The organism is Ruegeria atlantica (assembly GCF_013032005.1).
Classification (GTDB): Bacteria; Pseudomonadota; Alphaproteobacteria; order Rhodobacterales; family Rhodobacteraceae; genus Ruegeria; species Ruegeria atlantica_A.
Genome location: NZ_WQBE01000001.1, coordinates 282920 through 308779 on the forward strand (window position 1 = coordinate 282920; position 25860 = coordinate 308779).

The 25860-nt window shown below is 57.3% G+C and carries 20 protein-coding genes; 6 read left to right on the top strand and 14 right to left on the bottom strand.

The annotated features are described in order from the left end of the window. Positions 1-81: 81 nt before the first annotated feature. The 3 genes from GOX21_RS01385 to GOX21_RS01395 form a co-directional block, all read right to left on the bottom strand. Positions 82-1518 carry a DegQ family serine endoprotease gene (locus tag GOX21_RS01385; RefSeq protein ID WP_170374973.1) on the bottom strand — a complete coding sequence of 479 codons (1437 nt, stop codon included), beginning with the start codon at positions 1516-1518 and terminating at the stop codon, positions 82-84. 752 nt (positions 1519-2270) lie between these two features. Then, a complete protein-coding gene (locus GOX21_RS01390; protein WP_170374976.1) occupies positions 2271-2885 on the bottom strand; it encodes a nucleotidyltransferase family protein in 615 nt (204 codons plus the stop codon). Positions 2886-2916: 31 nt separating this feature from the next. After that, positions 2917-5334 carry a GcvT family protein gene (locus GOX21_RS01395; protein ID WP_170374978.1) on the bottom strand — a complete coding sequence of 806 codons (2418 nt, stop codon included), beginning with the start codon at positions 5332-5334 and terminating at the stop codon, positions 2917-2919. A gap of 194 nt (positions 5335-5528) precedes the next feature. Between GOX21_RS01395 and GOX21_RS01400 the strand changes: the two genes are divergently transcribed. After that, on the top strand, positions 5529-7097 hold the full coding sequence (locus tag GOX21_RS01400) for an ABC transporter substrate-binding protein (RefSeq protein WP_170374981.1): 1569 nt from the start codon (positions 5529-5531) through the stop codon (positions 7095-7097). A gap of 55 nt (positions 7098-7152) precedes the next feature. Here GOX21_RS01400 and GOX21_RS01405 read toward each other — a convergent pair whose 3' ends face one another. The 4 genes from GOX21_RS01405 to GOX21_RS01420 form a co-directional block, all read right to left on the bottom strand. Then, on the bottom strand, positions 7153-8460 hold the full coding sequence (locus GOX21_RS01405) for an HlyC/CorC family transporter (RefSeq protein WP_170358106.1): 1308 nt from the start codon (positions 8458-8460) through the stop codon (positions 7153-7155). Between the two features lie 63 nt (positions 8461-8523). Next, a complete protein-coding gene (locus GOX21_RS01410) occupies positions 8524-9477 on the bottom strand; it encodes a tyrosine recombinase (protein ID WP_170374983.1) in 954 nt (317 codons plus the stop codon). 2 nt (positions 9478-9479) lie between these two features. Continuing rightward, the gene (locus GOX21_RS01415) at positions 9480-11003 is read right to left on the bottom strand and encodes a hypothetical protein (protein ID WP_170374985.1); all 1524 of its coding nucleotides are present in this window, start codon (positions 11001-11003) and stop codon (positions 9480-9482) included. Beyond that, positions 10993-11142 (bottom strand): hypothetical protein, encoded by a 150-nt coding sequence (locus tag GOX21_RS01420; RefSeq protein ID WP_170348465.1) that lies wholly within the window; start codon positions 11140-11142, stop codon positions 10993-10995. The genes GOX21_RS01415 and GOX21_RS01420 overlap by 11 nt, the downstream gene beginning before the upstream one ends. Positions 11143-11221: 79 nt before the next feature. Between GOX21_RS01420 and GOX21_RS01425 the strand changes: the two genes are divergently transcribed. Beyond that, on the top strand, positions 11222-11809 hold the full coding sequence (locus GOX21_RS01425) for a shikimate kinase (RefSeq protein WP_170374987.1): 588 nt from the start codon (positions 11222-11224) through the stop codon (positions 11807-11809). Continuing rightward, positions 11809-12921: a 3-dehydroquinate synthase gene (gene aroB / locus GOX21_RS01430; protein WP_170374989.1), complete on the top strand. Its 1113-nt coding sequence runs from the start codon at positions 11809-11811 to the stop codon at positions 12919-12921. The genes GOX21_RS01425 and aroB overlap by 1 nt, the downstream gene beginning before the upstream one ends. On the opposite strand, the gene GOX21_RS01435 is transcribed toward aroB, so the two are convergent. After that, positions 12922-13992: a site-2 protease family protein gene (locus GOX21_RS01435; RefSeq protein ID WP_170374991.1), complete on the bottom strand. Its 1071-nt coding sequence runs from the start codon at positions 13990-13992 to the stop codon at positions 12922-12924. An 18-nt stretch (positions 13993-14010) separates the two neighbouring features. Further along, a complete protein-coding gene (ssb, locus tag GOX21_RS01440; protein ID WP_170374994.1) occupies positions 14011-14502 on the bottom strand; it encodes a single-stranded DNA-binding protein in 492 nt (163 codons plus the stop codon). A 206-nt stretch (positions 14503-14708) separates the two neighbouring features. Between ssb and GOX21_RS01445 the strand changes: the two genes are divergently transcribed. Next, positions 14709-15287, top strand: a complete 579-nt coding sequence (locus GOX21_RS01445) for a lytic transglycosylase domain-containing protein (RefSeq protein WP_170374996.1) — start codon at positions 14709-14711, stop codon at positions 15285-15287. Positions 15288-15414: 127 nt separating this feature from the next. On the opposite strand, the gene GOX21_RS01450 is transcribed toward GOX21_RS01445, so the two are convergent. The 5 genes from GOX21_RS01450 to miaA form a co-directional block, all read right to left on the bottom strand. After that, on the bottom strand, positions 15415-17502 hold the full coding sequence (locus GOX21_RS01450; protein ID WP_170374998.1) for a dipeptide ABC transporter ATP-binding protein: 2088 nt from the start codon (positions 17500-17502) through the stop codon (positions 15415-15417). 97 nt (positions 17503-17599) lie between these two features. Continuing rightward, complete coding sequence (locus GOX21_RS01455) at positions 17600-19063, bottom strand: ABC transporter permease (RefSeq protein ID WP_170348472.1); 1464 nt, start codon at positions 19061-19063, stop codon at positions 17600-17602. 13 nt (positions 19064-19076) lie between these two features. Beyond that, positions 19077-20123: an ABC transporter permease gene (locus GOX21_RS01460; RefSeq protein WP_170348473.1), complete on the bottom strand. Its 1047-nt coding sequence runs from the start codon at positions 20121-20123 to the stop codon at positions 19077-19079. Between the two features lie 136 nt (positions 20124-20259). After that, positions 20260-21930 carry an ABC transporter substrate-binding protein gene (locus GOX21_RS01465; protein ID WP_170375000.1) on the bottom strand — a complete coding sequence of 557 codons (1671 nt, stop codon included), beginning with the start codon at positions 21928-21930 and terminating at the stop codon, positions 20260-20262. A gap of 312 nt (positions 21931-22242) precedes the next feature. Next, on the bottom strand, positions 22243-23148 hold the full coding sequence (miaA, locus tag GOX21_RS01470) for a tRNA (adenosine(37)-N6)-dimethylallyltransferase MiaA (protein WP_170375002.1): 906 nt from the start codon (positions 23146-23148) through the stop codon (positions 22243-22245). 96 nt (positions 23149-23244) lie between these two features. On the opposite strand from miaA, the gene pyrH reads away from it, so the two are divergent. Both pyrH and GOX21_RS01480 read left to right on the top strand, forming a co-directional pair. Next, positions 23245-23997, top strand: coding sequence for a UMP kinase (gene pyrH, locus GOX21_RS01475; protein WP_170348476.1), 753 nt, complete (start codon positions 23245-23247; stop codon positions 23995-23997). Positions 23998-24207: 210 nt separating this feature from the next. After that, positions 24208-25794, top strand: coding sequence for a BCCT family transporter (locus GOX21_RS01480; protein ID WP_170348477.1), 1587 nt, complete (start codon positions 24208-24210; stop codon positions 25792-25794). The last annotated feature ends 66 nt before the right edge of the window (positions 25795-25860 follow it).

Here is a 25860-nt window from a genome sequence, read left to right on the forward strand (position 1 = left end):
CCCGGCGGTTTGCGGACAATTCAAACCACCGAGGAGGCGCCCGCCAGATTTCCCCATCACGTGGCGCGCGCTGGTGTCAGATCAGGCGATTTCCACCGCTACAAAGATCTGGTTTCCACCGCGATTGATAAGAACAAGCGCGGGGTCGGTTTTTTCGCTGTCGAGAGCGGCCTTCAAGGCGTCCGGTGTTGCGGTTTCCTGGCCGCCCAGTTTCACGATCACATCGCCCCGTTGCAGACCGGCTTTGGCTGCCGGGCTATCGGGTTTCAGGTCAGTGACGATCACACCATCGACATTTTCAGCCACACCCATCTCGGCGCGGTTGGTGTCGGTCAGCGGTGCAATAGTTACGCCCAAAGCAGTGCCCGAGACGGTTTCGTCCACTGACTTATCAATCTGGGCCGATGCGCTTTGATGCTGGCCGACGGTCAACTCGATCTGTTGTTCCTTGCCATCGCGCAGAACAGTCAGAACGCTGTCGGTTCCCACTTTGGTAGTGCCGACAAGGACCGGAAGATCACTGCTGGAATCGACGACTTCATCGTTGAAGGTCAGAATGACATCACCCTGTTGCAGAACGCCTTCGGCCGGGCTGTCGGCAACAACATCCGCAACCAGCGCGCCGGTTGAGCTATCGATGCCCATGGCTGCCGCAAGCTCGGGGCTGACATTCTGGATCGACACACCCAGCCAACCCCGGCTGACCTGGCCGTCATCGCGCAGGTCGGCCGCGATGTGTTCCACAATGTTCGATGTCACCGCAAACCCCAGACCCACTGAGCCACCGGTGGGCGAGTAGATCGCCGAATTTACGCCGACGACTTCACCTTCCATGTTGAATAGCGGACCACCCGAGTTGCCTTTGTTGATAGCTGCGTCGGTTTGAATGAATTCAGCATACGGCCCTTGCGAGATGTTGCGCCCTTTGGCCGATACGATACCGGTCGTCACGGTTGAATGCAGCCCGAACGGGTTGCCGATGGCTACGACGTCTTCGCCCACGCGGATGCCGTCGCTGTCACCCAGTTCAACCGCCTGCAGGGTTTCATCTGTGTCGATCTTCAGAACTGCGATGTCGGTCAGCGGGTCGGTGCCAATAACCTCGGCGTCAAACGTACGGTCGTCCGACATGCGAACCGTTACGGACTCGGCATTGTCTACGACATGGTGATTGGTAACGATGTAACCCGCTTCATCCAAAACGAAACCCGAACCCAGACCTTGTGCCGGTCCACGCTGCGGGGCGTTAAACCCTTCGGGCGCGCCGAAGCGTTTGAAAAATTCTCCGAACGGGTGTTGGTCAAAGTCAAACTCCTGTCCCTGCGTGGGAACCGGTGTGGCACCTTGTTCGGCGATGATGGTGACGACCGAGGGCGATACATTTTCCACAAGATCGGCCAGTGCTTCGTCGGCCATCGAGGGCAGGGCGGTGGTCGCCAGCAATGCGGCGCTCAGTGCGCCAGCGCCAACCCAACTGGCTGTCCCGGGCAAAAGAAGTGAGGATTTGCGGATGCTCATTTTTATCTCCTGTTTATTTCACGCGGGTGCGGCCGCGCGTTGAAACAGGAGATGCGCCTTCAATCTGTGTGTTTCCTGAGCGAATTGTTAAGATATCTTAATTTTGCCACAAACTCGCGGTTCTATCCCGACGTTCGAGGACTGGAGTCGGAGGATTTGTGCGAATCACTGAGTACGAATCGGTGGATTGTTGCCGGTTTGGACGCCAAAGCGCGAAAAAGGTTGAATTGAATCAAAATCGTTAACAAGTCAGCCGTCGCAAACTCCGATTTTCAGGTGATACCGTCTTGGTTGTGTCGACCTGCAAGTGTTAATGCGGTTATCGAAAACAATTTATAACATTTAGACCAGATAGCACATTAGGTTTATGCTTAATGGTGAAATGTGGTGTTTCGGGCAAAAATGACAATCATCTTAAGGTTGATTCACCGCTATTAAATGTTGCGGAAAAACCATCCTGATATCGGCAAAATTAACCGTTCTTTCCAATTTTACGTTGTTTGAATCCAACGGATGGGTGACGATGAATGTGCCCAAGCGAGGGGGAGCCAAAGGCACTAGGGGGTGCCCAAGGCTTGTCACAGTCACTGGAAACGCTGAGCGGCATGTTAACGAGGGGGTCTTGTTTAGGTTCGGCGGCGGAATAGCCAGAGTGTCGACAGACATTATTGGCCGCGTTTCCGGGATTGATGAAAAGTGGTAGTCCTGTTTTGGGTACCGGCCCGGTCGTTATCGACCGGGCCGACTTACTTTCAGACCTGTCGATTTGAGGTGGTCCGCTTTGCGCGCCATGTCGCCCAATCCGCGGGCGTGTCCAAATCCAGCAACGCGTGTTGGCCGGGCAGGGCGTGCAGATGCACCTTGTCCGCATGCGCGCGCACCACGGATTGCGCACCTTCGTCTCCTGTCAGACGGCTAAGCTGATCAAACAGGCTGCGATCAAAGATGACCGGATGACCTGGTTTGCCGTTCTCTGTGGCGCCGCGCCATATCAGGTTGTCCGGGTGGGCCTGGACCGCGGATAGCACTGCAAGCAAATCTTCGGTTGTGATGTCCGGCAAATCTGCCAGCAAGATCATTGCGCCGGTCGCTTCGGGAGACACGTGCGCAAGTGCGCCGCGCAGGCTGGCATTCATACCTTCTTGGGCATCCGGAATTTCGACCTGATGCAGATCCAATCCATCAAGGGCTTGGTAGCGGAGATGCGGGGCGGAGGGCAATGCTACGATGACTGGTGCCGCTAGCCCGGCAATCAATGCCGCGCGACGTAGCAAGGGTTGGCCGTCGATGATCTGCAACAGCTTGTCCTGGCCGCCCATGCGGCTGGATTGCCCAGCGGCCAATAGAATTATGGGTATTTGTGTCATACCGCCACCATGCCGCCGCGACAGGGCAGAGTCATCCCCGCATGCGCGCGCCATCTGCGTCAAATAGTGGTTCCGAGATCAACCTAGCCTTACACAGTTGACCAAGGATTTCGATTTCAACCTGCAGTCCGTCAGTCACCCGGTCCACGGGCAAGAACCCCATTGCAACCGATCTTTGGGCATGGTGCGAGTATCCGCCAGACGTGCAGAAGCCAACAACCTTACCGTCCAACCAGATCGGTTCATACGCATTCACATCGGCGTCGTCGGCGTCCACCTCAAATGCCACCAATTTGCGCGCCGGGCCCTGCGATCGGTCTTGCTCGGCGGCGGTTCGGCCTATGAAATCGGCGTTTTTCGAGAATGATATGAACCGATCCAGACCTGTTTCCGCGGCGGTATAGTCAGGTGAGACTTCCCTCATCCATGAGCCAAAGAACTTGTCCAGACGCAGGCTCATCATCGCACGCATTCCAAACGGCACCATCCCGTGCGGTTGCCCAGCCTGCCATAGAACCCACCAGAGCTGTCTTTGTGCCATCGGATCGCAATAAATCTCGTACCCTAGATCGCCGGTATAGCTGACCCGCTGCACGATACAGTCGGTCATGCCAACGGTCATACGCCGCACGTCTAGAAAGCTGAGGTCCGAAACATTGTCGCGGGTGCAGGCGTCCAGGACTTGCTTTGCTTTTGGACCCGCGATCTGAAACCCGTTCAACCGGTCGCTGATGTTATCGATTTGTACGCCGTCCTGCTGATGTGTCAGGAACCAGCGCATGTGGAACGCCTGACTGCCATATGACGCGGTCAGTTGAAATTCGCCATCCGCCAGGCACGAAACGGTAAAGTCCCCGATCAGTTTACCCCTAGGTGATAGCATCGGGGTCAGAGACACTCGGCCAGGTTGTGGAATGCGTCCGGCCATAATCCGATCCAGCCACGCGCGGGCCGCAGGGCCGGTAATGCGGTACTTGCCGAAATTGTGGACCTCGTTGATGCCGACACTGTTGCGAACGGCGCGCACCTCGCGCCCAGTCGCGTCAAACGCGTCCGAGCGACGGAATGAGGGAGTTTCATAGCCCGGCTCGTCCCCTTGGGCGAAATAGTTCGGGACTTCCAATCCGTATTGCTGACCCCAGACAGCGCCCAGATCGCTGAAAATATCGTACATCGGGGTTGTTCGGTTCGGGCGCGCGGCGGGCAGTTCCTCATTCGGGTAGGCGACGCTGAAGCGTTTCTGATAATTCTCGATCACTTTCGGGCGGGTGTACCCGGGGCTGATCCAATCTCCGAACCGGGCGACGTCCATCGCAAAGACATCACGTTCCGGTTCGCCCTCGATCATCCATTGCGCCAACGTCAGGCCAACTCCGCCACCCTGGCTGAATCCGGCCATCACGCCGCAGGCTGACCAGTAGTTGCGCATCCCCGGTACCGGCCCGACCAGAGGGTTCCCGTCCGGTGCAAAGGTAAACGGTCCGTGGATCACCGATTTCACCCCGGCTTCGGCCAGAACAGGAAAGCGACGATAGGCGAATTCGATACTGTCCGTAATCTTGTCATAGTCGTCTGGCAGCAGTTCATGCCCGAACTCCCACGAGGTGCCGTCGACAGCCCACGGCTTGCAGGGCTGTTCATAGAACCCGATGCACAGCCCGCGCCCTTCTTGCCGCAAATAGCTTTCGCCGGCAGGGTCCATGACATGCGGGTGTTCTCCGCCAGCGTCGATGATCGCTTCGATCTGCGGGATTGAATCTGTCACCAGATACTGATGTTCCATTGGGTGCAGCGGGAAGTAGACACCGGCCATCGCGCCAACCTCGCGCGCCCAGAGGCCACCGGCGTTGACTACATGTTCGGCGTGAATGGTGCCCTTATCGGTGACCACATCCCAGGTGCCGTCGGGGCGTTGGTTGGTCTCGCGCACCATGCAATGCGTTTCGATTGTGGCCCCACCCATCCGAGCCGCCTTGGCATAAGCATGAGTGGTGCCCGATGGGTCCAGATGCCCGTCCAGCGGATCATACAGCGCACCGATGATGCCGTCTGTATTGGTGATGGGCGCGATCTTCTTGATCTCGTCCGGCCCGACGATCTCGGTCTCCAATCCCATGAACCGATGCTTGGCGCGCTCGGCCAGTAACATGTCGAACCGGTCCTGGTTGTCGGCTAAAGTCACGCCACCTACGTGGTGCAAACCGCAAGACATACTGGTGATCTCTTCCAGCTCTTTATACAGGCGGATCGTGTACCCCTGCAGCGCGGCCATGTTGGTGTCACCGTTCAACGTGTGGAACCCGCCCGCCGCGTGCCAGGTTGAGCCGCTGGTGAGTTCTGAGCGTTCCAGCAGCATGACGTCGGACCACCCCAGTTTGGTCAGGTGGTACAGCACGGAACAACCGACGACGCCACCGCCAATAACTGCTACGCGGGTTTCAAGTTTCATGAAGGCCTCCGTCAGTGTTTTTGCCAGTCTGATCAGTGGGGAACAGGATGCAATTCCGAATGCGACAAAACGTGTCGCCGCAGCAAATCGCATCTGCGGAAAACATCAACTAAACGGTGTCGTGGTTCTGTTACGGAATCGATCTACCAGGCATCCGGGAAGGACCCTGTGTAACTACTCTACAAGGACATAAGATGAGCAAGTTTGATCCCCAACCCCAAGCGTTGAGCCGCCGTGAATTCATGGCCAAAGCCGCAGCACTTGGCCTGACAGCCACTGCTGCGAACCTGATCTGGGCCGAGGCCGGTCTGGCCGAGACGCCCAAAAAAGGGGGCCATTTCGTTTTGGGGCTGACGGGCGGTGAAAGCACCAACTCACTGGACCCAGCATTGTCGGCGTCGCATGTGACGGCCAAGGCGCTGCGGGCCTATGGAAACACCCTGACCGTGGTGACTACTGATGGTGGGATCGCACCCAGCCTGGCGGAAAGCTGGGAAGCGAATGAGGACGGTAAGATCTGGACTTTCCTGATCCGCAAAGGCGTCGAATTCCACAATGGCAAGACACTGACGCCTGAAGATGTACAGCAGACCCTGGCGCGCCACTCGAACGAAGATTCGCAGTCGGGTGCTTTGGGCATCATGCGCGGGATCGAGGATGTGCGGGTCGACGGTGACTATGTGGTGATCACGCTGACCACACCCAACGCAGACCTGCCGTATCTGATGTCGGATTATCATCTGGTCATGCAGCCGGGTGGCGGGATCGATAACCCCGGCGAGGGGGTTTCGACCGGTGCTTACAAGGTGACCGCAGATGAACCTGGAGTGCGCTATGCGTTCGAGAAGTTCGCCAACCACTGGGATGAAAGTGTTGGCCATTATGACAGCCACGAGATCCTTGTTCTGAACGATGACACTGCACGTTCGGCAGCATTGCAGGCCGGTCAGGTACACGCCATTAACGTGGTGCCACCGCGTACCGCCAAGCTGTTTGGCCGCGCGCCGGGTGTCACCATCAACGCGACCTCGGGCCGGGGGCATTACATCTTTGTCATGCACACCGACACCGCTCCGTTTGACAACAAAGACCTGCGGCTGGCGCTGAAATACGCCATCAATCGCGAGGAGCTGGTCGACAAGGTTCTGCGCGGTTTTGGCTCGGTCGGGAACGATATTCCGATCAACGAAGCCTATCCGCTGTTCGATGCGTCGATGGAGCAGCGCCAGTTCGATCTGGCCAAGGCAGCTGAGCATTACAAAGCGTCGGGTCATGACGGCACGCCCATCGTTCTGCATGTGTCTGACGCTGCGTTTGCCGGTGCACTTGACGCGGCGCAATTGTTCCAGCTGTCGGCACAAGCGGCTGGTATCCCGCTTGAGATTCAGCGTGAGCCGGCGGACGGCTACTGGTCGGAAGTGTGGAACAACAAACCGTTCTGTGCATCCTACTGGGGTGGGCGTCCGGTGCAGGATCAGATGTGGTCGGTTGGCTATCTGTCGACCGCAGACTGGAACGACACCAACTTTAAGAACGAAGAGTTCGACGCGCTGGTATTGAAAGCCCGTGCCGAGTTGGACACCGCTAAACGCAAAGACATCTACGCCCAGATGGCGCGGATCGTCTGGGAAGAGGGCGGTCTGATCAACCCGATGTTCAATCAGTTCATCGACGGATATTCGGACAAGGTGACGGGTTGGTCCGCACATGCGAACGGTGACCTGATGGATGGCTATGTCGCTAGCCGTACCTGGTTCGCGTAACCCCGGAAATGAAACCGGCGCCCGATGGTGGGCGCCGGTTTTTTCTTTAGCCGAGTTACAGCGGTCGGATTTTCAACTCGGTCACCCGGTTGCCGTCCTTCGCGGTGACTTCGAACCGAAACCCGTGGAATGAGAAGACCTGACCGACCACCGGGATCATCTGTGCCTCATGTATGACAAGCCCGGCGACTGTGTTCGCCTCATCATCCGGCAATGACCAGTCCATCGCGCGGTTCGCGTCGCGGATTGTCATTGCGCCTTCGACCAGAAATTGCCCGTCTTCTGTGCGGGTCACCGGAACGTCTTCTTCGATATCGAACTCGTCGGCGATTTCCCCCACGATTTCTTCCAGGATATCTTCCAGCGTGATCAAACCGCGCAATGATCCGTATTCGTCGACCACCAGTGCAAAATGGCTGTGCATCCGCAGGAATTCCCTCATTTGGTCGTCCAGCGTCGTGGTTTCCGGCACAAAGTACGGGTCGTTTGCCACTTTGGAGATATCGAATTCTTTTAGCCGGTTGGTGTCACTTTCACTGGCACCTGCGTGGGCATACATGGCGCGAAACAGGTCCTTAGCGTGCACGACTCCCACAATGTTCTCCGGCTCATCCCGGAAGACGGGCAGACGGGTGTGCGGGCTTTTCAGACATTGTTGCAGAATGGCCTCGGGCGCGTCGTCGGCATCGATCATCTCGATGTTCGAGCGGTGAAGCATGATCTCTTCCACCGTCCGATCACCCAGATCCAGCGCGCCAAGGATGCGGTCGCGGTCTTCTTTTTCTACCACACCTTCGGAATGGCCCAGCTGCAGCGCGCCCGCGATCTCTTCGCGTACGGCAAGAATGTTGCTGTCCGGGTCGATCCGAACACCGAACAAACGCAAGACACCGCGCACCAGCAGGCGTACGGCTGCGACCATGGGCGAGAAAACCGTCACCACAATACTGATGATCGGCGCGACCAATGCTGCCGCTTTTTCCGCGTTGGTAATGGCATAGGTCTTGGGCAGAACTTCGGCGAAAACCAGTACCAGCAAAGTCATGACAAGCGTTGCCAGCGCCACGCCGCTTTCGCCAAACAACCGGGTGAACAAGGCCGTGGCCAGCGAGGCGGCAAGGATATTCACAAGGTTATTGCCCAGCAGGACCGAGCCGATCAGGCGTTCATTGTCATCGGTGATGTCCAGCGCCTTTTGCGCCCCGCGTGAGCCTTTGTCGGCCTGCGCCCGCAACTTGCCGCGTGACGATGCGGTCAATGCCGTTTCAGAACCCGAGAAAAAGCCCGACAGGACGAGCAAAAGCAGAATGGCGCCTGTGGTAAACCAGAATGCGCCGTCGATCAGAGAAGAAGAGGGTTCCATTGGTCCTTGGTTGTTGGTGTTGCTGCATCCGTTATGGGGGCGCGCCCCCTGCGGATCAAGGGGTTAGCCCTTGTTGTCGGGGTCTTTCGCCAGTGGGTGATGCTCTAACACCAGCTCGGCCAGACGTTCGTCGAGAACATGAGTGTAAATCTCGGTAGTCGCCACATCCGCGTGCCCCAGCAGGGTCTGGATCGACCGCAAATCGGCACCGTTGGCCAGTAGATGCGTCGCAAATGCGTGGCGCAGCGTGTGCGGCGTGACTTTTTCCGGTGACACGCCGCCCTGAACAGCCAATTCCTTGACCAGCAGAAAGAACATATGCCGAGTTAGATGCCCGGATTTGCCGCGTGAGGGGAACAGGAACTTGGATCGCTGGCCGCCATCGGCAACCACTTGATCCTCGGCTTCATCCCGCACCTTTAGCCAGACCGCCAGTGCGTCGCGTGCAGGCGGAGATAGGGGTACCATCCGCTCTTTTCCGCCTTTGCCCAGCACCAGCAACATGCGCGGATCGCCGCGTGCTGATGAAACGGGCAGCGAGACCAGTTCGGTCACCCGCATACCGGTGGCATAGAGAACTTCCATCAGGCAGGTATTCCGCACCCGGTCTGCCTTAGTGCGCCCGGTCTGGCGGGCGGCTTGCAGCAGTCGGTCCACCTCGGGCACGTCCAGCGTTTTGGGCAGGCGTTTTTGGCGTCCGGGCCCTTTGATCTGAATGGCGGGGTTGGTGTCGCGCCAGCCTTCCTCGAACGCGAAACGGTAGATTTGTTTGATCGCTGACAATCGTCGGGCACGGGTGGACTGCGCCAGACCTTGGGTGTCGCAGTCGATCAGATATGCTTCGATCTGATCCCGCTCTGCCTCGGCAAAGTTGGTTTTGCGGCGCTGCAGCCAGGCGGCGAAATCCTTTAGGTCGCGGCCATAGGCCAACAGGGTATTGTTGGCTGCCCCAAGCTCGGCCGCCTGCGCTTGCAGGAAGGAGGAAATCCAAAGCTCAGATGTTGCCGGGGACGCCATGATCATGTGCCCTGCAGGATCAAAAGGTTCAGGGCCGCACGCCGCGCCGTATCCTCAAGGCCCACCTGGCGCAGGGTCGCAATGGCAGCCGTCAGATCGACCAGATTGCCCCTGGCGCCATGAGCAAACATTTCCATCGTTTCAAGAATAGCTTCGCCCAGCTGGTTGTTGTTCAGCATCGCCTGAATGTCCGATGGGATCGGCGCCGCCCAGGCAAAGCCTTGAGCCACCGCATCGGCCAAAGGTGAAGGGCTGCGCGCACGCCCCGGATCACCTTGCGCCAAAGCGGTTAGAAAAAGCGCATCTTCTGATTTGTCTGGCGGAGACTCGGCTGCGGTTTCATAGAGATCGGACAGCAGCAGGATACGCCACCGCAGGTTTTCGGCTTTGTCATCCGGCAGAGAGACTTGTGACAGGCGACCAGCAAATAAATCGGCGAAGGGAACCTCAAGCCCGACACTGCGCATCTGATCCCACACAAGGGGCAATGCCATGGCGATAGCTTCGGGTTTACCGGTTTCCAGCGCGTTTTCGAACTTCTGAATGGCTGACACCCGGTCCCAGACCGCACCTGACGCCGCCGGGGCACGCTCGGTATACAAGCCCAATAGCTGGTTAGGGGTCAGCGCGCCAATCCGCGTCAGGCGTTCGGCCGCTTCGATCTGGGCTTTCCAGCCCGCCACATCGCGCAGGTCGGCGTTGGCAAAAGCCCGCGGCAGAGGGGCCGAGGGCAAACGTTCGCCAATCGCTTCAAACAATCGAAAAGTCAGCGGATCGGGATTGTCGGGCTGGGGAAGGTAATCGGCATCCTCAAACAGCTCGGGGCTCAGGAAGCGGTCCAGCACATCCAGATCCTCGGGGGGCAGGACTTGCAGCGCATGGGCCGCCTCAAGCGTTAGCGCGGCAGAGTTCCAATCGCCTCGGCGCGCCTTGCAAAAAATCTGGGCTGCATAATCCAGCGATAGGTGCGGTTGCGCGATGAGCGCTGTGCAGCTGCGATCCTCATCCCCGGTCAGTAGCGTTGCATCAAACCAGCGCTGAAACCGCGCGCGGCTGTCGGTGGGTCCGGCCAGTTGCACCAGCGATTGCGTCGGATCGGCGGCACCCAGCTGCATCAAGCGGTCGAGGCGAGCTAACAAGAGGGTTTCCTCCGCACTCGGCCCGGCAGGGGCCCGCGCTTCGGACAATAGCAGAGTGAATAACAGCCGCTGCATTGCTGGGTTGTACTTAACAGGAACCCGAGCAATTAGCTGCGCCAACCTGTCGGGATCACTGTTCTGCCATAGGCTCACAGGCAGGCCCGTTACAGAGGACGACACCAACCCCAGCGGTTGCGACAGCGCCTCAAGCGGTGTGACTTCGACATCCGGCCGCACACCGGTCTGTGTCACGGGCGGTTCCAGCAAAACGGTTCCCGGCAGGTTTTCTGGCGGGTTGCTCAACCAATCAATGACAGAAAGAGGTTCCTGCTGCGCTTGCGCCGAACCGGCCAAACACAGTGCGAACACTGCGGCCTTATTCGACATTCAGGATTACCGGCTCTCGTATCTCGTCTTGCGGCGCCGAGAAATCCGCACCGAAAAACGGCCCAAGATAGGCATATGCCACCAGCCCGATAAAACCCAGGCAAATCAGATATAACAGGAACTTGATTAGACGGCCCATTGCTCAACGCTGCCCCAATTTTCTCTTTTGTCATAGTTATAGCTAGCATTTTTCCTAAGATCACGTCATTCACAGTGAAATGAGCGAAATTAAGCATAACACCCACAGCTCGGACACAGATGCGGGCTTTGCACTGCACAAAACGGTTGTACTTGTAGGCATGATGGGGGCGGGAAAGACGGCGGTGGGCCGTGCGCTGGCTGCGCGGCTGGGCGTTCCCTTTCTCGACAGCGACGCTGAGATCGAATCGGCAGCCAATATGACCATCCCCGAGATTTTCGAACGTGACGGAGAACCGTTTTTCCGCGCTAAGGAATCTCAGGTTATCGGACGTTTGCTGGATGAGGAAAAAGGCATCCTATCGACAGGTGGTGGCGCGTTTCTGGCGGAACAGAACCGCACAATGATCACGGAACGCGGGGTCTCGGTCTGGCTGCGGGCCGATCTCGAGGTTTTGTGGAATCGCGTCAAACACAAAGACACGCGCCCCTTGCTGCGTACCTCTGATCCTTATGCGACTTTGCGCGGCTTGTATGAACAGCGTGTCCCGGTTTATGCGAAAGCGGATTTGATCGCCGAGTCCGACGGCGAGACCTCGATCGAGAATATGGTGAACCGGGTGGTGGATGCGCTGGCAACACGCCCCGATGTTTTGGAACGGAAGTAATGCATCAAACCGTACATGTAGAGCTGGGCGAGCGCTCGTATGATGTAGAAATCGGCCCGGAATTGCTGGCTCAGGCCGGTACACGGATCGCACCGTTGTTGCACCGGCCCAAAGTGGCGGTTGTGACGGACGAGAACGTGGGCGCGCTGCATCTGGACGCTTTGCGTGACGGTTTAGCCCACGCCGGGATCGAGATGATGTCGCTAACTTTGCCCGCTGGTGAGGCGACCAAAAGCTGGCCGCATTTCGAACGCACTGTAGAGTGGTTGCTGGCTGAGAAAATTGAGCGCCGCGATATCGTCGTTGCCTTTGGTGGCGGTGTGATTGGCGATCTGGTGGGGTTCGCCGCTGCGGCTTTGCGACGCGGAGTACGGTTTGTGCAAATCCCGACCTCGCTGCTGGCGCAGGTCGACAGTTCGGTGGGGGGCAAAACCGGGATCAACGCGCCGCAGGGCAAGAATTTGATCGGGGCATTCCATCAGCCGTCGCTGGTGCTGGCAGATACTTCGGTGTTGGGGTCGATGACCCAGCGCGATTTCCTTTCAGGCTATGGCGAGGTGGTGAAATACGGCCTGCTGGGAGACGCAGCGTTCTTTGAGTGGCTGGAAACCAACGGAACGGATGTCTCAGGCGGTGATATGGCCGCACGGGTGCGGGCCGTAACCCGTTCGGTGCAGATGAAGGCCGATATCGTGGCGCGGGATGAGACCGAGCAGGGCGACCGCGCGCTGCTGAACCTTGGCCATACCTTCTGTCACGCGCTTGAGGCTGCCACTGGTTATTCCGACCGTCTGCTGCATGGCGAGGGCGTCGCCATTGGCTGCGCGCTGGCGTTCGAGCTGTCGTCGCGCCTGGGTCTGTGTTCACAGGAAGACCCCAGCCGCGTGCGGGCACATTTGCGCGCTATGGGCACGAAAACCGATTTGAATGACATCCCCGGCGACCTGCCTGGGGCCGAAGCCTTGGTCGATCTAATGGCGCAGGACAAAAAGGTCATCGACGGTCAATTGCGGTTCATCCTGGCGCGTGGGATCGGTGAAGCTTTCGTGACATCGGACGTCCCGCGTGAGGCGGTGATATCCGTGCTGGAAGACGCCCTGGCGACGGCCTGATCAGCGCCCCCGGATCACCATCAGCTCACCAATGTTTTCCCGGGTGATATAGCCGACCATTTTACCAGTCTGCGTGCAGACGGCGATAGCCGGTGCGCCCTTGTGGAGCGTTTCCAGAACCATCTCAAGCCCGCTGGTCAGTTGCACCCTTGGGATATTGGTTTCCATGACCGACGTGGCGGGGTCGGACCGCGGAGTTTCCCCGGCTAGGGCTGCAAAAAGACGACCGCGGGTGACAAACCCAAGCAATGCGCCGTCATCATCCAAAACGGGAAATTCGTGCTGAGTGGTGTGGATGACTGCCTGCGCTGCCGTCGCCAGCGTATCGGACGGGGACAGAGCGTGGAATTCAGTGATCATCGCATCACGCGCCAGAACCCGCCGCGCGACCGAACGCATGGCCACGTCCTGACTTTCGGAATTGGCGGCGACAAAAACGAAAACCGCAATCAGGACCAGAATGGCGTTGCCGGTACTCAGCCCCCAAAAGCCAAAGGCGACAGCCACGATCTGTCCTGCGATTGCCGCGATCTTGGTTGCCTTCACCCGATCCATTTTGAGACATAACAAGGCGCGGAACACCCGCCCGCCGTCCATTGGGAAAGCTGGTATCATATTGAAGGCGGCCAGCAGCAAATTCACATATGCCAGACGGTTCAACAGACCCGGAACAGTGGTGTCGATCTGCGCCATTGTCTCAAGTGGCATACCGGCCCCCAGCGCGACCAGAATGATCCAGATGACGATATTCACCGCCGGACCGGCAAGGGCCACCCAAACCTCTTGCATTGGCTTTTCGGGCATCCGTTCCAGCCGCGCTAGACCGCCAATTGGCAGCAAGGTTATGTCTGGGGTTTTGATGCCGTATCGCCGTGCCATCAGCGCATGGCCGAATTCATGCGCGACGACGCAGGCAAACAAAGCCAGCACAAAGATCAGGTTTTCGATGGCGGCTGGCAGCCCGCCGCGGGAATAGGCGGCGAAACCGACCCAAGCCAGCAGCAGGAAAAACGTGACATGGACCCTCAACTCGGACCCCAGAAACCGGCCGAGTGAGAAGGACCATGTCATGATTTGCCTCCGCTACGCTTAGAACGGAATCTCGTCGTCGTCGATTCCACCGGATGCCGGGGCAGGGGCACTGGATTGGCCGCCATAGGGATCGCCGTATCCACCCCCGGCCTGACCGCCGCCATAGCCGCCCGACTGGCCACCACCTCCGCCTTCACCGCGAGCATCCAGCATTGTCAGTTCGCTGCGATAGGGTCGCAGGACCACCTCGGTCGTGTATCTGTCCTGTCCCGATTGATCTTGCCATTTGCGGGTTTCCAGCTGACCTTCAATATAAACTTTGCTGCCCTTGCGCAGATATTGCTCCGCAACCCGAACCAAGGGCTCTGAGAAGATAGCGACCGAGTGCCATTGTGTCCGATCCTTACGTTCTCCGGTATTGCGGTCTTTCCATGTTTCGGACGTCGCGATGCGCAGGTTGCATACCTTCCCACCATTCTGAAACGATCTTACCTCAGGGTCCGCACCGAGATTGCCGATAAGAATGACCTTGTTGACTGAACCCGCCATTTATTTCCCCGTTCTGAATTGATGTATGCGCGCCGAATCTGGCGCAGTGTTTCCCAGCGACCCTATACGGCCTGCGTCTTGGTTGAAACACAGTTACTGCATGCAACACTGAGCAAGAATTTACTCAGGTTCGGTTAACCATGCTTTCATTATAAACTGAGATATCTATACTCCATAAGGTTCCTGACTAAGCGAGATTGGCTTTAATGCGTTTTCTGGTTGGTTGTTTTGTTGGTTTGTGTGTTGCTCTGGTCTCGGTTCCGGTGGCCGCGCAAAACTTGTCGACGAAAAGCCGGAAGGATATTTTCCTTAAACAATCCAAGATTTTGGACACACGCGCCGCAACCCAGTATCGGGGCTCCGAACGGCTTAAACCCAAGACTGCTCAACCGAAGTTTAACAAACGCTATACCGGGAAGTATCGCGGTCAGTATATGACACTAGCGCGTCAGGCGGCACGCAAACATAACGTCCCGGAAGAGCTTTTCCTGCGCTTGGTTCAACAAGAAAGCGGTTGGAATCCACGTGCAGTATCACACAAAGGCGCTTTGGGACTGGCACAGCTGATGCCCGGTACGGCGCAGCTTTTGGGTGTGAATCCGCATGATCCACAGCAGAACCTCGAAGGTGGCGCGCGGTATCTATCCTGGCAATACCGCAAGTTCAAATCCTGGCGTCTGGCGCTGGCGGCCTACAATGCCGGACCTCAGGCGGTTGAGAAACATGGCGGCGTACCACCTTACAAGGAAACCCAGAACTACGTGAAGGTTATCTGGGGCGGTTGAGCTAAATTCGATGCTTAGGTCTCTTTTGACCAGGTACATTTAGCTAAAATGCTTATGAGAAAATTTGTTCAAGTAATGCCAAAGGGCGCCGATCAGAAACCGACGCCCTTTGCACCAATTTTGAAGCCTATTCCGCGGCGATTTTGATGACCGGCTCCATACGGGCCAGAATATCTTCGGCCAGATGACATTTCACCTGATGACCATCGGCCAGAGTTTTCACTGGCGGTACGTCGCGTTCACACAACCCGCCCGGAACTTCGGATTTCCAACGGCACCGGGTCTGGAACGGGCAACCCGGCGGTGGATTCATAGCTGACGGAATATCGCCCTCAAGCACGATGTGCTGCTTCTCGATCGACGTATCCGCAATGGGAACAGCGCTCAGCAGGGCTTCGGTATAGGGGTGGTAGGGCGGCGCAAAGACCTGATCGGTGGTGCCCAGTTCGACCACATGACCCAGATACATCACCATCACCCGGTCGCTGAGGTAACGCACAATGGACAGGTCGTGGCTGATGAACAGCAGCGTGGTTTTATGCTCGCGCTGAATCTCCATCAACAGATCAGTCACCGCCGCCTGAACGGACACATCTAGGGCCGAGACGGGTTCATCCGCCACAACAATGCGGGCGTCCCCTGCAAAGGCGCGGGCGATACCGACACGTTGCTTCTGTCCGCCCGACAATTGGCGCGGCATTCGATCCGCAAAGGCGCGAGGTAGCTTCACCAGGTCCAGCAGTTCCAGCATACGTTGCTTACGTTCAGCCTCGGAATTTCCGACGCCGAAAATTTCCAACGCGCGAATGATCTGACGGCCCACAGTCATCGATGGGTTCAGCGTATCGAACGGGTTCTGGAACACCATCTGAACCTCGCCCACGGTCTTGGTGTCGCGCTCCTCAATCGGGACAGCTTCGATATTGCGGTTGTCCAGCAGGATCTGACCGTCGGTGGCCGTTTCCAGGCCCATCAGCACCTTGGCGAAAGTGGACTTGCCGCAACCGGATTCGCCCACAATGGCTAGTGTCTCGGATTCATGAGCCTCAAAACTTAACGTTTCATTGGCCTTTACTACCTTGGTCTCTCCCCCCCCGAACAGGGCATTCGCGGCCACCTCATAGTATTTCTTGAGGTTGTCCATCTTCAGAATTGTGCGCCCGATTTCGCCCTTTTCCTTCTGTTCAGCCATGGTGATCGGTGCGTTCCAATCGATTTCCTGGAACTTCAGACAGCGCGTGTGGTGCCGATCATTGCCCGGTACCGGCTCCATCAGAATGCTTTGCGCGTCACAACGGCCTTCCTCAAAATAGTCGCAGCGCGGACCAAAGTTACAGCCCGACGGGCGTTCATGCGGCAGAGGGAAGTTCCCCGGAATGGCCACTAGCGGGCGTGCGTTCTTGTCAGCGCCAGGCAAGGGGATCGAGCGGAACAGCGCCTGCGTGTAAGGGTGCTGCATCTCGTCGAACACATCATGAATCGAGCCCCGCTCGACCGCTTCACCCGAATACATCACGCACAGCCGGTCACAGGTCTCAAGCACTAGACCCAGATTGTGCGAGATGAAAAGCATCGAGGTGCCGTATTTCTTTCCAAGATCCTTGACCAACTCTACCACGGCGGCCTCAACCGTCACATCCAACGCGGTGGTTGGTTCGTCCAGGATCAGCAGCGCTGGTTTTGACATCAACGCCATGGCGATGACGATCCGCTGCTGTTGACCACCCGACAACTGATGGGGGAAGGAATTCAGCATACGCTCGGGGTCGGGCAGGCGTACATCGGTGACTACCTCAAGCGCGCGCGCATAGGCCTCTTCCGCGCCGACGCCTTCGTGGATCATGGGCACTTCCATCAACTGTTTGCCGATCTTCATCGCCGGGTTCAGCGAGGCCATCGGCTCCTGATAGATCATCGCGATCTCATTGCCACGAATGTCGCGCAACTCGTCCGAGGTCATCTCGGACAGATCACGCCCCTTGAACTTGATGGTGCCGCCGACGATCCGACCGTTTTTGCCCAAGTCCTGCATGACACCCAATGCCACTGTGGATTTGCCGCAGCCTGACTCACCGACCAATCCTACAGCTTCACCCGGTTGCACACTGACCGAGAAATCCATCACGGCCGGAATTTCCCGCAGACGGGTAAAGAAGGAAATCGACAGCTTGTCGATCTCGAGGATCGGACCGTCATAATCCGCCAGTTTGTTCATCGTTTCCTACTCCCTGATGAAATTGATCAAACGACCATTTTCATCTTTTCGAAAATACTTCGGGGGTCCGGGGGCAGGGCCCCCGGCCTCGATCACATCAGTCCTTCAGACTTTCCTCACGCAGGCCGTCCGCCAGCAGGTTCAATCCAAGAACCAGTGACAACAGGGCCAGCGCAGGCGGAAGGGCAGGGTGCAGATAGATCGACAACAGCTTGCGCCCCTCGTTGATCGTCGAACCCCAGTCTGGGCTTTCCGGTGGCAGCCCCAGTCCGAAGAAACCCAAGGTTCCCAAAAGGATGGTGGTGTAGCCAATTCGCAGGCAGAAATCGACAATCAGCGGACCGCGCGCGTTTGGCAGAATTTCCCACAGCATGATGTACCATGGGCCTTCTCCACGGGTTTGCGCCGCCGCCACATAATCTCGCGTCTTTATGTCCAACGCCAAACCACGCACGATGCGGAACACGGTGGGTGAATTCACGAACACAACGGATACGAACACCACCAGGATGCCGCCAGGAATATCGAACAGGTCCAGATATGTCGGCAGTCCCCAGATGCGATAGCTATCTGTATTGATGATGTAACCACCGGTCGAGATCAGCGACAGGTAGAACCAGATCGCAACGCCCAACACCCCGATCAGCAGCGGTGTGCGGAAATTCGGTCGCGTGTAATAGCGTGAATTCAGCAGAACGCCTATGAATAGGATCGGAAAGACGAACAACACAGCTGCCATATAGTTCGGCACGCCCGTCGCTACGATTTCCGGTGTCACCAGCAGGTAGAACAGCAAGATCACCGGGAAGGCCAGGATAAGGTTGGCCAGGAAGGACAGGAACGTATCCAACCGACCGCCATAGTAACCCGCGGGCAGACCCAGAGTGATCCCGACCATAAAGGCAAACAACGTTGCCAGCGGCGCAATCTGCACCACGATCCAGGCACCTTTGACCATGCGGCTGAAGACGTCGCGGGCAAGGTTGTCACCCCCCAACAGATACCAGGTGTATTCCCCCTCTTCCGGGCTGGGCAGAGGTGTTCCGGGAACTTTGTTTTTCATCCCAGAAATCTGTGACAGCGGGTCATGGGTAACGATCAGGTCCAGTGCCCCAAAGATGCCGGTGAAAACCCAGAACATCACAAGGCCGAAGCCGATCATGCCGATGGGGCTGTCGAACAGTTTGCCATAAAGACCCAGACGCCGCTTAAACGCGATCGACATGGCGTACAGGATGATCAGCGACAGCCAGACCGGTAGAAACTGCTGTGAGATCGCACCGATGATCCCCGCGCTGGTACCCAACACGATGCCCAGCACGATATAGGCCACGGCAAGCGCGACACAGGCAGCAAAGCTGTAGCGCAGCGCCTTTTGCGTCAACCCACGCATGCCCGATCCTGAGCTGAGCGTGCCGTCCAGATTCACACTCATCGGCGCCTCGGGCAGTACGATACTGCCAACTATCCAAGTCACGATGGAGACCAGAAGGGCTGCGATTGCGATCATCAACAGCGGGTTCAGGAAGGCGATAGAGCCGGTCCAGGTAAGTGGTTCCATGTTCTAACCCTCCTTAAGAAATGCGAATGCGCGGGTTGAGGTAAACATAGCCGATATCCGAGATCAGCTGGGTCAACAGCACCACAAAGACCGACACGACCGAAATCGCCAACAGCAACTGGATGTCGTTGTTGCCCGCCGCCTGCACCAGTGCCCAACCGAAGCCCTTGTAGTTGAACAGCGTCTCAACAATCACCACGCCGTTCAGCAGCCATGGGAACTGCAGCATAATGACGGTAAAGGGCGCGATCAGCGCATTGCGCAGCGCGTGTTTCATGACAATGTTGGGGAAGGATACGCCTTTCAGCCGTGCGGTGCGAATGTACTGCGCTGTCATCACCTCGGTCATCGAGGCGCGGGTCATTCGGGCGATATACCCCATGCCATACAACGCAATGGTCAATACCGGCAGGAAAAAGTTCTCGAAGGTAGGATTGTCCATCGCCTGCGTTGCAGTGCCTTTGAACCATTTCAGACCAACGGTGGATGAGGTGAAGATGGCAATGAAGATCACGCCCGACACATATTCTGGCGTCGCCGTCGTTATGATTGAGAACGTAGACAGAGACCGATCCAGCGCTGAGCCTTCGCGCATCCCGGCCAGTACGCCCACCAACAGGGCTGATGGGACCATCAGGATCAAAACCCACATCATCAAGTAGCCGGTATTGCCCAATCGCTTGGCGACAATGGTGCCGACCTCATCCTTGAAAACAGTGGAATAGCCCCAGTCCCCCTGAAGGATGCCGCAAAACCGGGGCGTGGTCTCCTCGGTCAATCCGGGTCGGGTACAGGTGCCCACGAATGTGCCGTCATCCAGAGTTTTGGAAAACCCCGGTGCCACGCCCAGCCATTGGCCATATTTGACCAACGTGGGTTGCAGGTAGCCACGATTACCCAGCCAGGCCTCGACCTGTTCGTCGGACATCCGTTGGTTGCCCTGGGTTTTGGCCAGCTTTTCCAAGTTTGGGTATAGGTTGGTCAGAAAGAAGACCACGAACGTCAGGCACAATGCTGTCAACAGCATGACGCCAAACCGTCGGAGGATGAATAGTCCCATGATGGCCCCTGTTTTTCGGGTGTTCCGCAGATCTTTGGACCATTTTCTGGCCTCGGACTTCCGACTTGACGCCGGGTTGTCTGCGGCTGGAAAGGGGCGCCTGGATCAGGCGCCCCCGTTGATTGTCTGACAGGTTTTAGGCCGACCAGCCCCACTTGTAGTGGTGATGTTCGAAAGCGATATGCATATCGGTTCCGACCAGACCATCTTTCATATGGCGATACAGCGCGCGCCAGTAGGGTTGGATGGTCACGCCTTCTTCCTGAATCAGCGCCTCGCCTTTGGCGACCACTTCGCGCCGTTTGTCGGCGTCGGCAATTGCCAGGGCTTCGGTCAGGATGGCGTCGAATTCGGAGTTGGCCCAACCGAACTCGTTCCAAGCTTCACCGGATTTATACGCCAATGCCCAGATCTGTACGCCCAGAGGGCGGTGGTTCCAGTTGGTTGAACTGTAGGGGTATTTCGTCCAGTCGTTCCAGAAGGTGTTCCCCGGCAGAACCGTGCGTTTTACATTGATGCCCGCGTCCCGTAGCTGCGCGGCAACAGCGTCGGTTGTGTTACGGCGCCAGTCGTCGTCAATCGACAGCAGTTCGTGCTCGAAATCAGCCATGCCAGCTTCTTCCATGAGCTTTTTCGCCCCAGCCGGATCGACCGTTTGCTTGGGCAGTTCTGCATAGTCCGGATGGATAGGCCCGACATGGTGGTTTTCAGCCAGCGTGCCGCGGCCGCCATAGCCCAATTCAAGCAGAACGCTGTTGTCCACCGCCATTTGCAGAGCTTTGCGCACGCGTTTGTCAGCATAAACCTGTTTGCCGTCAACTTCGGCCAGCTGATTGGGACGGATCACGAGGGTTCCCATGGTGATCACTTCGGATTTCTCATAGCCGAGGCCGTCCATCACATCGATGAATTCACCCACGGACTCGTGCAGCATATCGACTTCGTCCGATTCCAGGGCTGCCAGCCATGCCGACGGATCGGTGCCGTAGTCGATATATTCGATACGATCCAATGTCGCAGGACCAAACACTTCTTCACCCCACCACGTGTGGTCAGGTGCGCGCACCAATGTGCATTTGACCCCGACTTCCAGCTCTTCAAGGATGTAGGGACCGGTTCCGACGTTGTTGAGTAGGTCGTTTTCATTGAACGAACTATGCACGATGGCCGACGGATAGTCGGACATGCCGGCAATCAATGAAATATCCGAGCTTGGCAGGTTCAGTTTCACCGTCGTCGGATCAACAACTTCGATCGAGCCTTCGATAGCCTGGCCGGTGTCCGCGTCGATCAGTGTCGCAAAGCGACCTGCCATCGAATTGGTTTCCGAGCTTTTGTCACACCAACGCGCAATATTGCGTGCCACGTCATCTGCAGTGAAATCATCGCCGTTGGTCCACTTCACTCCCGGGCGCAGTTTCAGTGTATAGACAGTGGCGTCATCATTGATTTCCCAACCTTCCAGCAACATTCCGCGGAATGTACCGTCCGAGTTGTATTCGACCAGGTATTCCATTGTGCCGCGGGTTTGGTTGCCCATTTCCGACCAGTCATACGTGCGTGGGTCTTTCAGGGCACGAACGCTCATCTGGACGCGCAGGGTGCCGCCTTCTTGTCTGGTATCTTCGCCCTCGGCGCGGACAGGGGCTGCCAAGCCAATCATGCCGTAAGCACCTACAGCAGTAACACCCAGACCCGTGGCGCGGGTCAGAAACTCGCGCCGGCTTAACTTGCCGTCCCGATATTCCTGAGCATGCATCTGTGCCGCCCAGTGAATCGGTGCTCCGGTAAAGGTTTGCTTATTCATCGATGTCTCTCCCTGTGACATGTTCTTTTTATTGAAGAAGGTTGGAACCGTTCAGACCATATTGAGGCGAACAGCAGGTTCTCGGAATACTCGTTGGATTTTCATCATCCCCATGGGGCTATTCCGCCCTAGAATTCAAATGAGGTCAATGTTCGAAATCGACGTAGATAGCACAAAAACGACATGGCTGGGAGTGTTTGCTGTTGTCTCGGGCCCGCAGCGTCTTATTTCAAGCGATGTATACTATCGTGAACCGAAACAATTGGCGTTTTGGGGAATCGCTGGAAAGGATTCTCGGAGATGAAGTTTGAACTACGGCTTGTATCGTTTTGAGAAATCTATCTGATTCCAATTCTTCATCCGTGCGCGAAACCAGGTGCGCTGACGTTTGGCGAATCGGCGGGTGGCAATCGTTGCACGCTCTTTGGCGGCGTCCAGCGTAAGATGACCGTCAAGATAGGCCAACAATTCAGGAACGCCGATGGCTTTGAAGGCGGGCAACGTCGGATCATAGAGGTCTCGCATCGCTTCGACCTCTTGCAGCGCGCCAGAGTCCAGCATCAGATCGAACCGCCGGGTGATGCGATCAAGAAGCCATTGTTTATCCACGTCAAAAACGATCGAAACCGTGTCAGTCAAATTCAGAACGGGCGGCGGTGTCTCAGCCTGCCAGTCGCTCAGGCTTCGTCCGGTGGCCCGCTGCACCTCCCAAGCTCGCTGAACACGGGCGCGGTTCTGCGTGTCGATCCGTTCCTGTGTCCGCGTATCTACACCAGCAATTAATGCGGTCAGGTCCAGTTGGTCTGCCTCGGCGCGGATTTCCAGCGGTGTGGCGGGGATGTCGGCCATCCCTTCGGTTAACGCCGAGAAATACAAGCCGGTGCCGCCCACGATGATCGGGCGCTGCCCCCCGGTCAGCAGTGGCGTTACCTCGCGCAGCCAATGACCCGTCGAATACTCCTGATCATACGCGATGTGGCCGTAAAGCAGATGCGGCGCGCGGGCCTCTTCTTCGATCGAAGGGCGGGCCGAAATTACACGCCAGCAGTCATAGACTTGGCTCGCATCCGCATTGACGATCACGCCGCCGAACGTCTCGGCAATCTGCAGGGCCAGGGCCGATTTACCCGAGGCGGTCGGCCCCGCAATCAACACCGGTTTGTCGTCGGGGATGGAGGGCAGGCGGTCCCAAATCTGCGATCTGTCGTTATTGTCCATTCGGGCTGCCTCAATCGTCACCAATCGCATTGAACCTGCGGAGGTTTTGCTTCATTTTGCGCCGGAAAATAAACCCGTGCCAGCCCGGAGCGCAACATGAGCCTTTCCCCGACCCTCGAATCCACCGAGACCGCCAAAACAAAGTACAATCGCGTGATGCTGAAAATCTCAGGCGAGGCGTTGATGGGCGATCAGGGGTTTGGCTTGCATCCCCCCACCGTTCAGCGCATCGCACAAGAGGTCAAGTCGGTGCATGATCTGGGGGTCGAGATTTGCATGGTCATCGGCGGTGGCAACATTTTCCGCGGCCTCAGCGGTTCAGCACAGGGGATGGAGCGCACAACAGCCGATTATATGGGCATGCTGGCCACGGTGATGAACGCTCTGGGGATGCAGTCGGCGCTTGAGGAAATCGGTGTGTTCACTCGTGTCATCTCGGCCATTCGCATGGATGAGGTGTGCGAGCCCTATATCCGCCGTCGCGCCGTGCGCCACCTTGAGAAAAAGCGGGTTTGCATTTTTGCTGCGGGAACTGGCAACCCGTATTTTACCACCGACACCGCCGCGACTCTGCGTGCCAATGAAATGGCGTGTGAGGCGATTTTCATGGGCAAAAACGGTGTGGATGGGGTTTATGACAAAGACCCCAAAGAACACGCGGACGCAGTGCGCTATGACACGGTTACTTATGATGACGTGCTGGCCAAGCGGTTGCGCGTCATGGATGCCTCGGCCATTGCACTGGCACGTGACAACAACCTGCCGCTGATCGTATTTGGCTTGGATGAGCCGGGCGGGTTCCGCGGAATTCTGGCGGGTGAGGGGACCTATACCAAGGTTCAGGGCTAAATCCTGCGACAGCTTTTTGTGTGCAGGCCGGGGCGATTGCCCGGCCTGTTTTCATTTACAGCGACCGATTTTCGTCATGGCGGTCATATGAAGCAAGCCTGTCACTTTTACGTATTTTGTCGCTTTTAAGTAATAGGTGGTCTTCTCAGTTACGCCCTTGCCGATCCGGATATTGGATGTCCTGCGCATCGATAAGGGGAAGGAAAGATAATGTCCGACAATACGGAAACCGACTACGAAGTCGGTCAGGACAACGTTCAGATCATGGGTCTGGACGTCCACAATCCGGTCTTTGCCGTTTCGGGGCTAACCATCATTGCATTCGTGTTCTTCTCGCTGGTGTTCCGCGAGCAGGCGAGCGAGTTCTTTGGCTGGCTTCGACCGGCTTTGACCAGCAATTTCGACTGGGTGTTCATGATTGCGGCGAACATCTTTGTCGTGTTTTCACTACTGCTGATCGTCACGCCGTATGGTTCGATCCGTCTGGGCGGGGATGATGCCAAGCCGGATTACAGCTATGCCGGGTGGTTCTCGATGCTGTTTGCCGCGGGTATGGGCATCGGTTTGGTGTTCTGGGGCGTGGCCGAGCCAATCTCGCATTACGGGTCGTCGCTGGGCGGGGTTGCCGCTGGCGAGGATGGCCTTCGCACCGACTGGGCACCGTTAGGTGCCGGTCTGGAGGACCCCGAAGCCTCGAAGAAGTTGGCGATGGCAGCCACCATTTTTCACTGGGGTATGCACCCTTGGGCCGTGTATGCGGTAGTGGCACTGGCGCTGGCGTTCTTCAGCTTTAACCGCGGTCTGCCGCTGACCATGCGGTCGGTGTTCTACCCGCTGTTTGGAGAGGCGACATGGGGTCCGTTGGGTCACATCATTGACGTTCTAGCCGTGTTCGCCACGATCTTCGGTTTGGCGACATCGCTGGGCTTGGGCGCAACGCAAGCGCTGGCTGGTCTGAATTATCTGTTCGATGTTCCGATTACGGACGGGATGAAAGTTCTGCTGATCGGTCTTATCACGGCATTCGCATTGATCTCGGTGGTTGCTGGCCTCGATAAGGGCGTAAAGCGGTTGTCCGAGGCCAACATGATCCTTGCCGCGGCCTTGTTACTGCTGGTGCTGATCCTTGGCCCTACCGTGGCGATTCTGACCGGCTTTTTCGACAGCCTGATTGAATACGTCGTCGCATTGCCTGCACTGTCGAACTGGGTCGGTCGCGAAGACACCAACTTTATGCAGGGTTGGACCACCTTCTACTGGGCGTGGTGGATCTCCTGGTCACCTTTCGTCGGCATGTTCATCGCCCGAATCTCGCGCGGCCGAACCGTGCGCGAATTCGTGACTTGCGTGATCCTGATCCCAACCGTTGTAGGTGCCCTGTGGATGAGCGTTTTTGGTGGAGCCGCGTTGGATCAGGTTATGTCCGGTTCGGGGCAGGCCCTGTCGGATGCTGCGCTAGAACTCAAGATGTTCTCCATGTTTGAACAATTCCCGATGACAGGTTTGCTGTCCTTCGTTGGCATCGTTCTGGTGGTTGTGTTCTTCGTCACCAGCTCGGATTCCGGCTCGTTGGTGATTGATACGATCACGGCAGGTGGCAAAACCGATGCGCCGACGGCGCAGCGTGTGTTCTGGTGCATTCTGGAGGGCGCTATCGCGATCGTTCTGTTGCTGGGTGGCGGTCTGGGTGCGCTGCAGGCTGCTGCGATTGCAACAGGCTTCCCGTTTGCGATCGTTCTGGTACTGATGTGCGTGTCGATCTTCATCGGACTTGCGAACGAAAAGCGACGCCGCTGAATCCAATTCAGCCCTTCGAAAGCCCCGGACAAGCGTCGGGGCTTTTTTGTTTCATGCCGGGTTGAC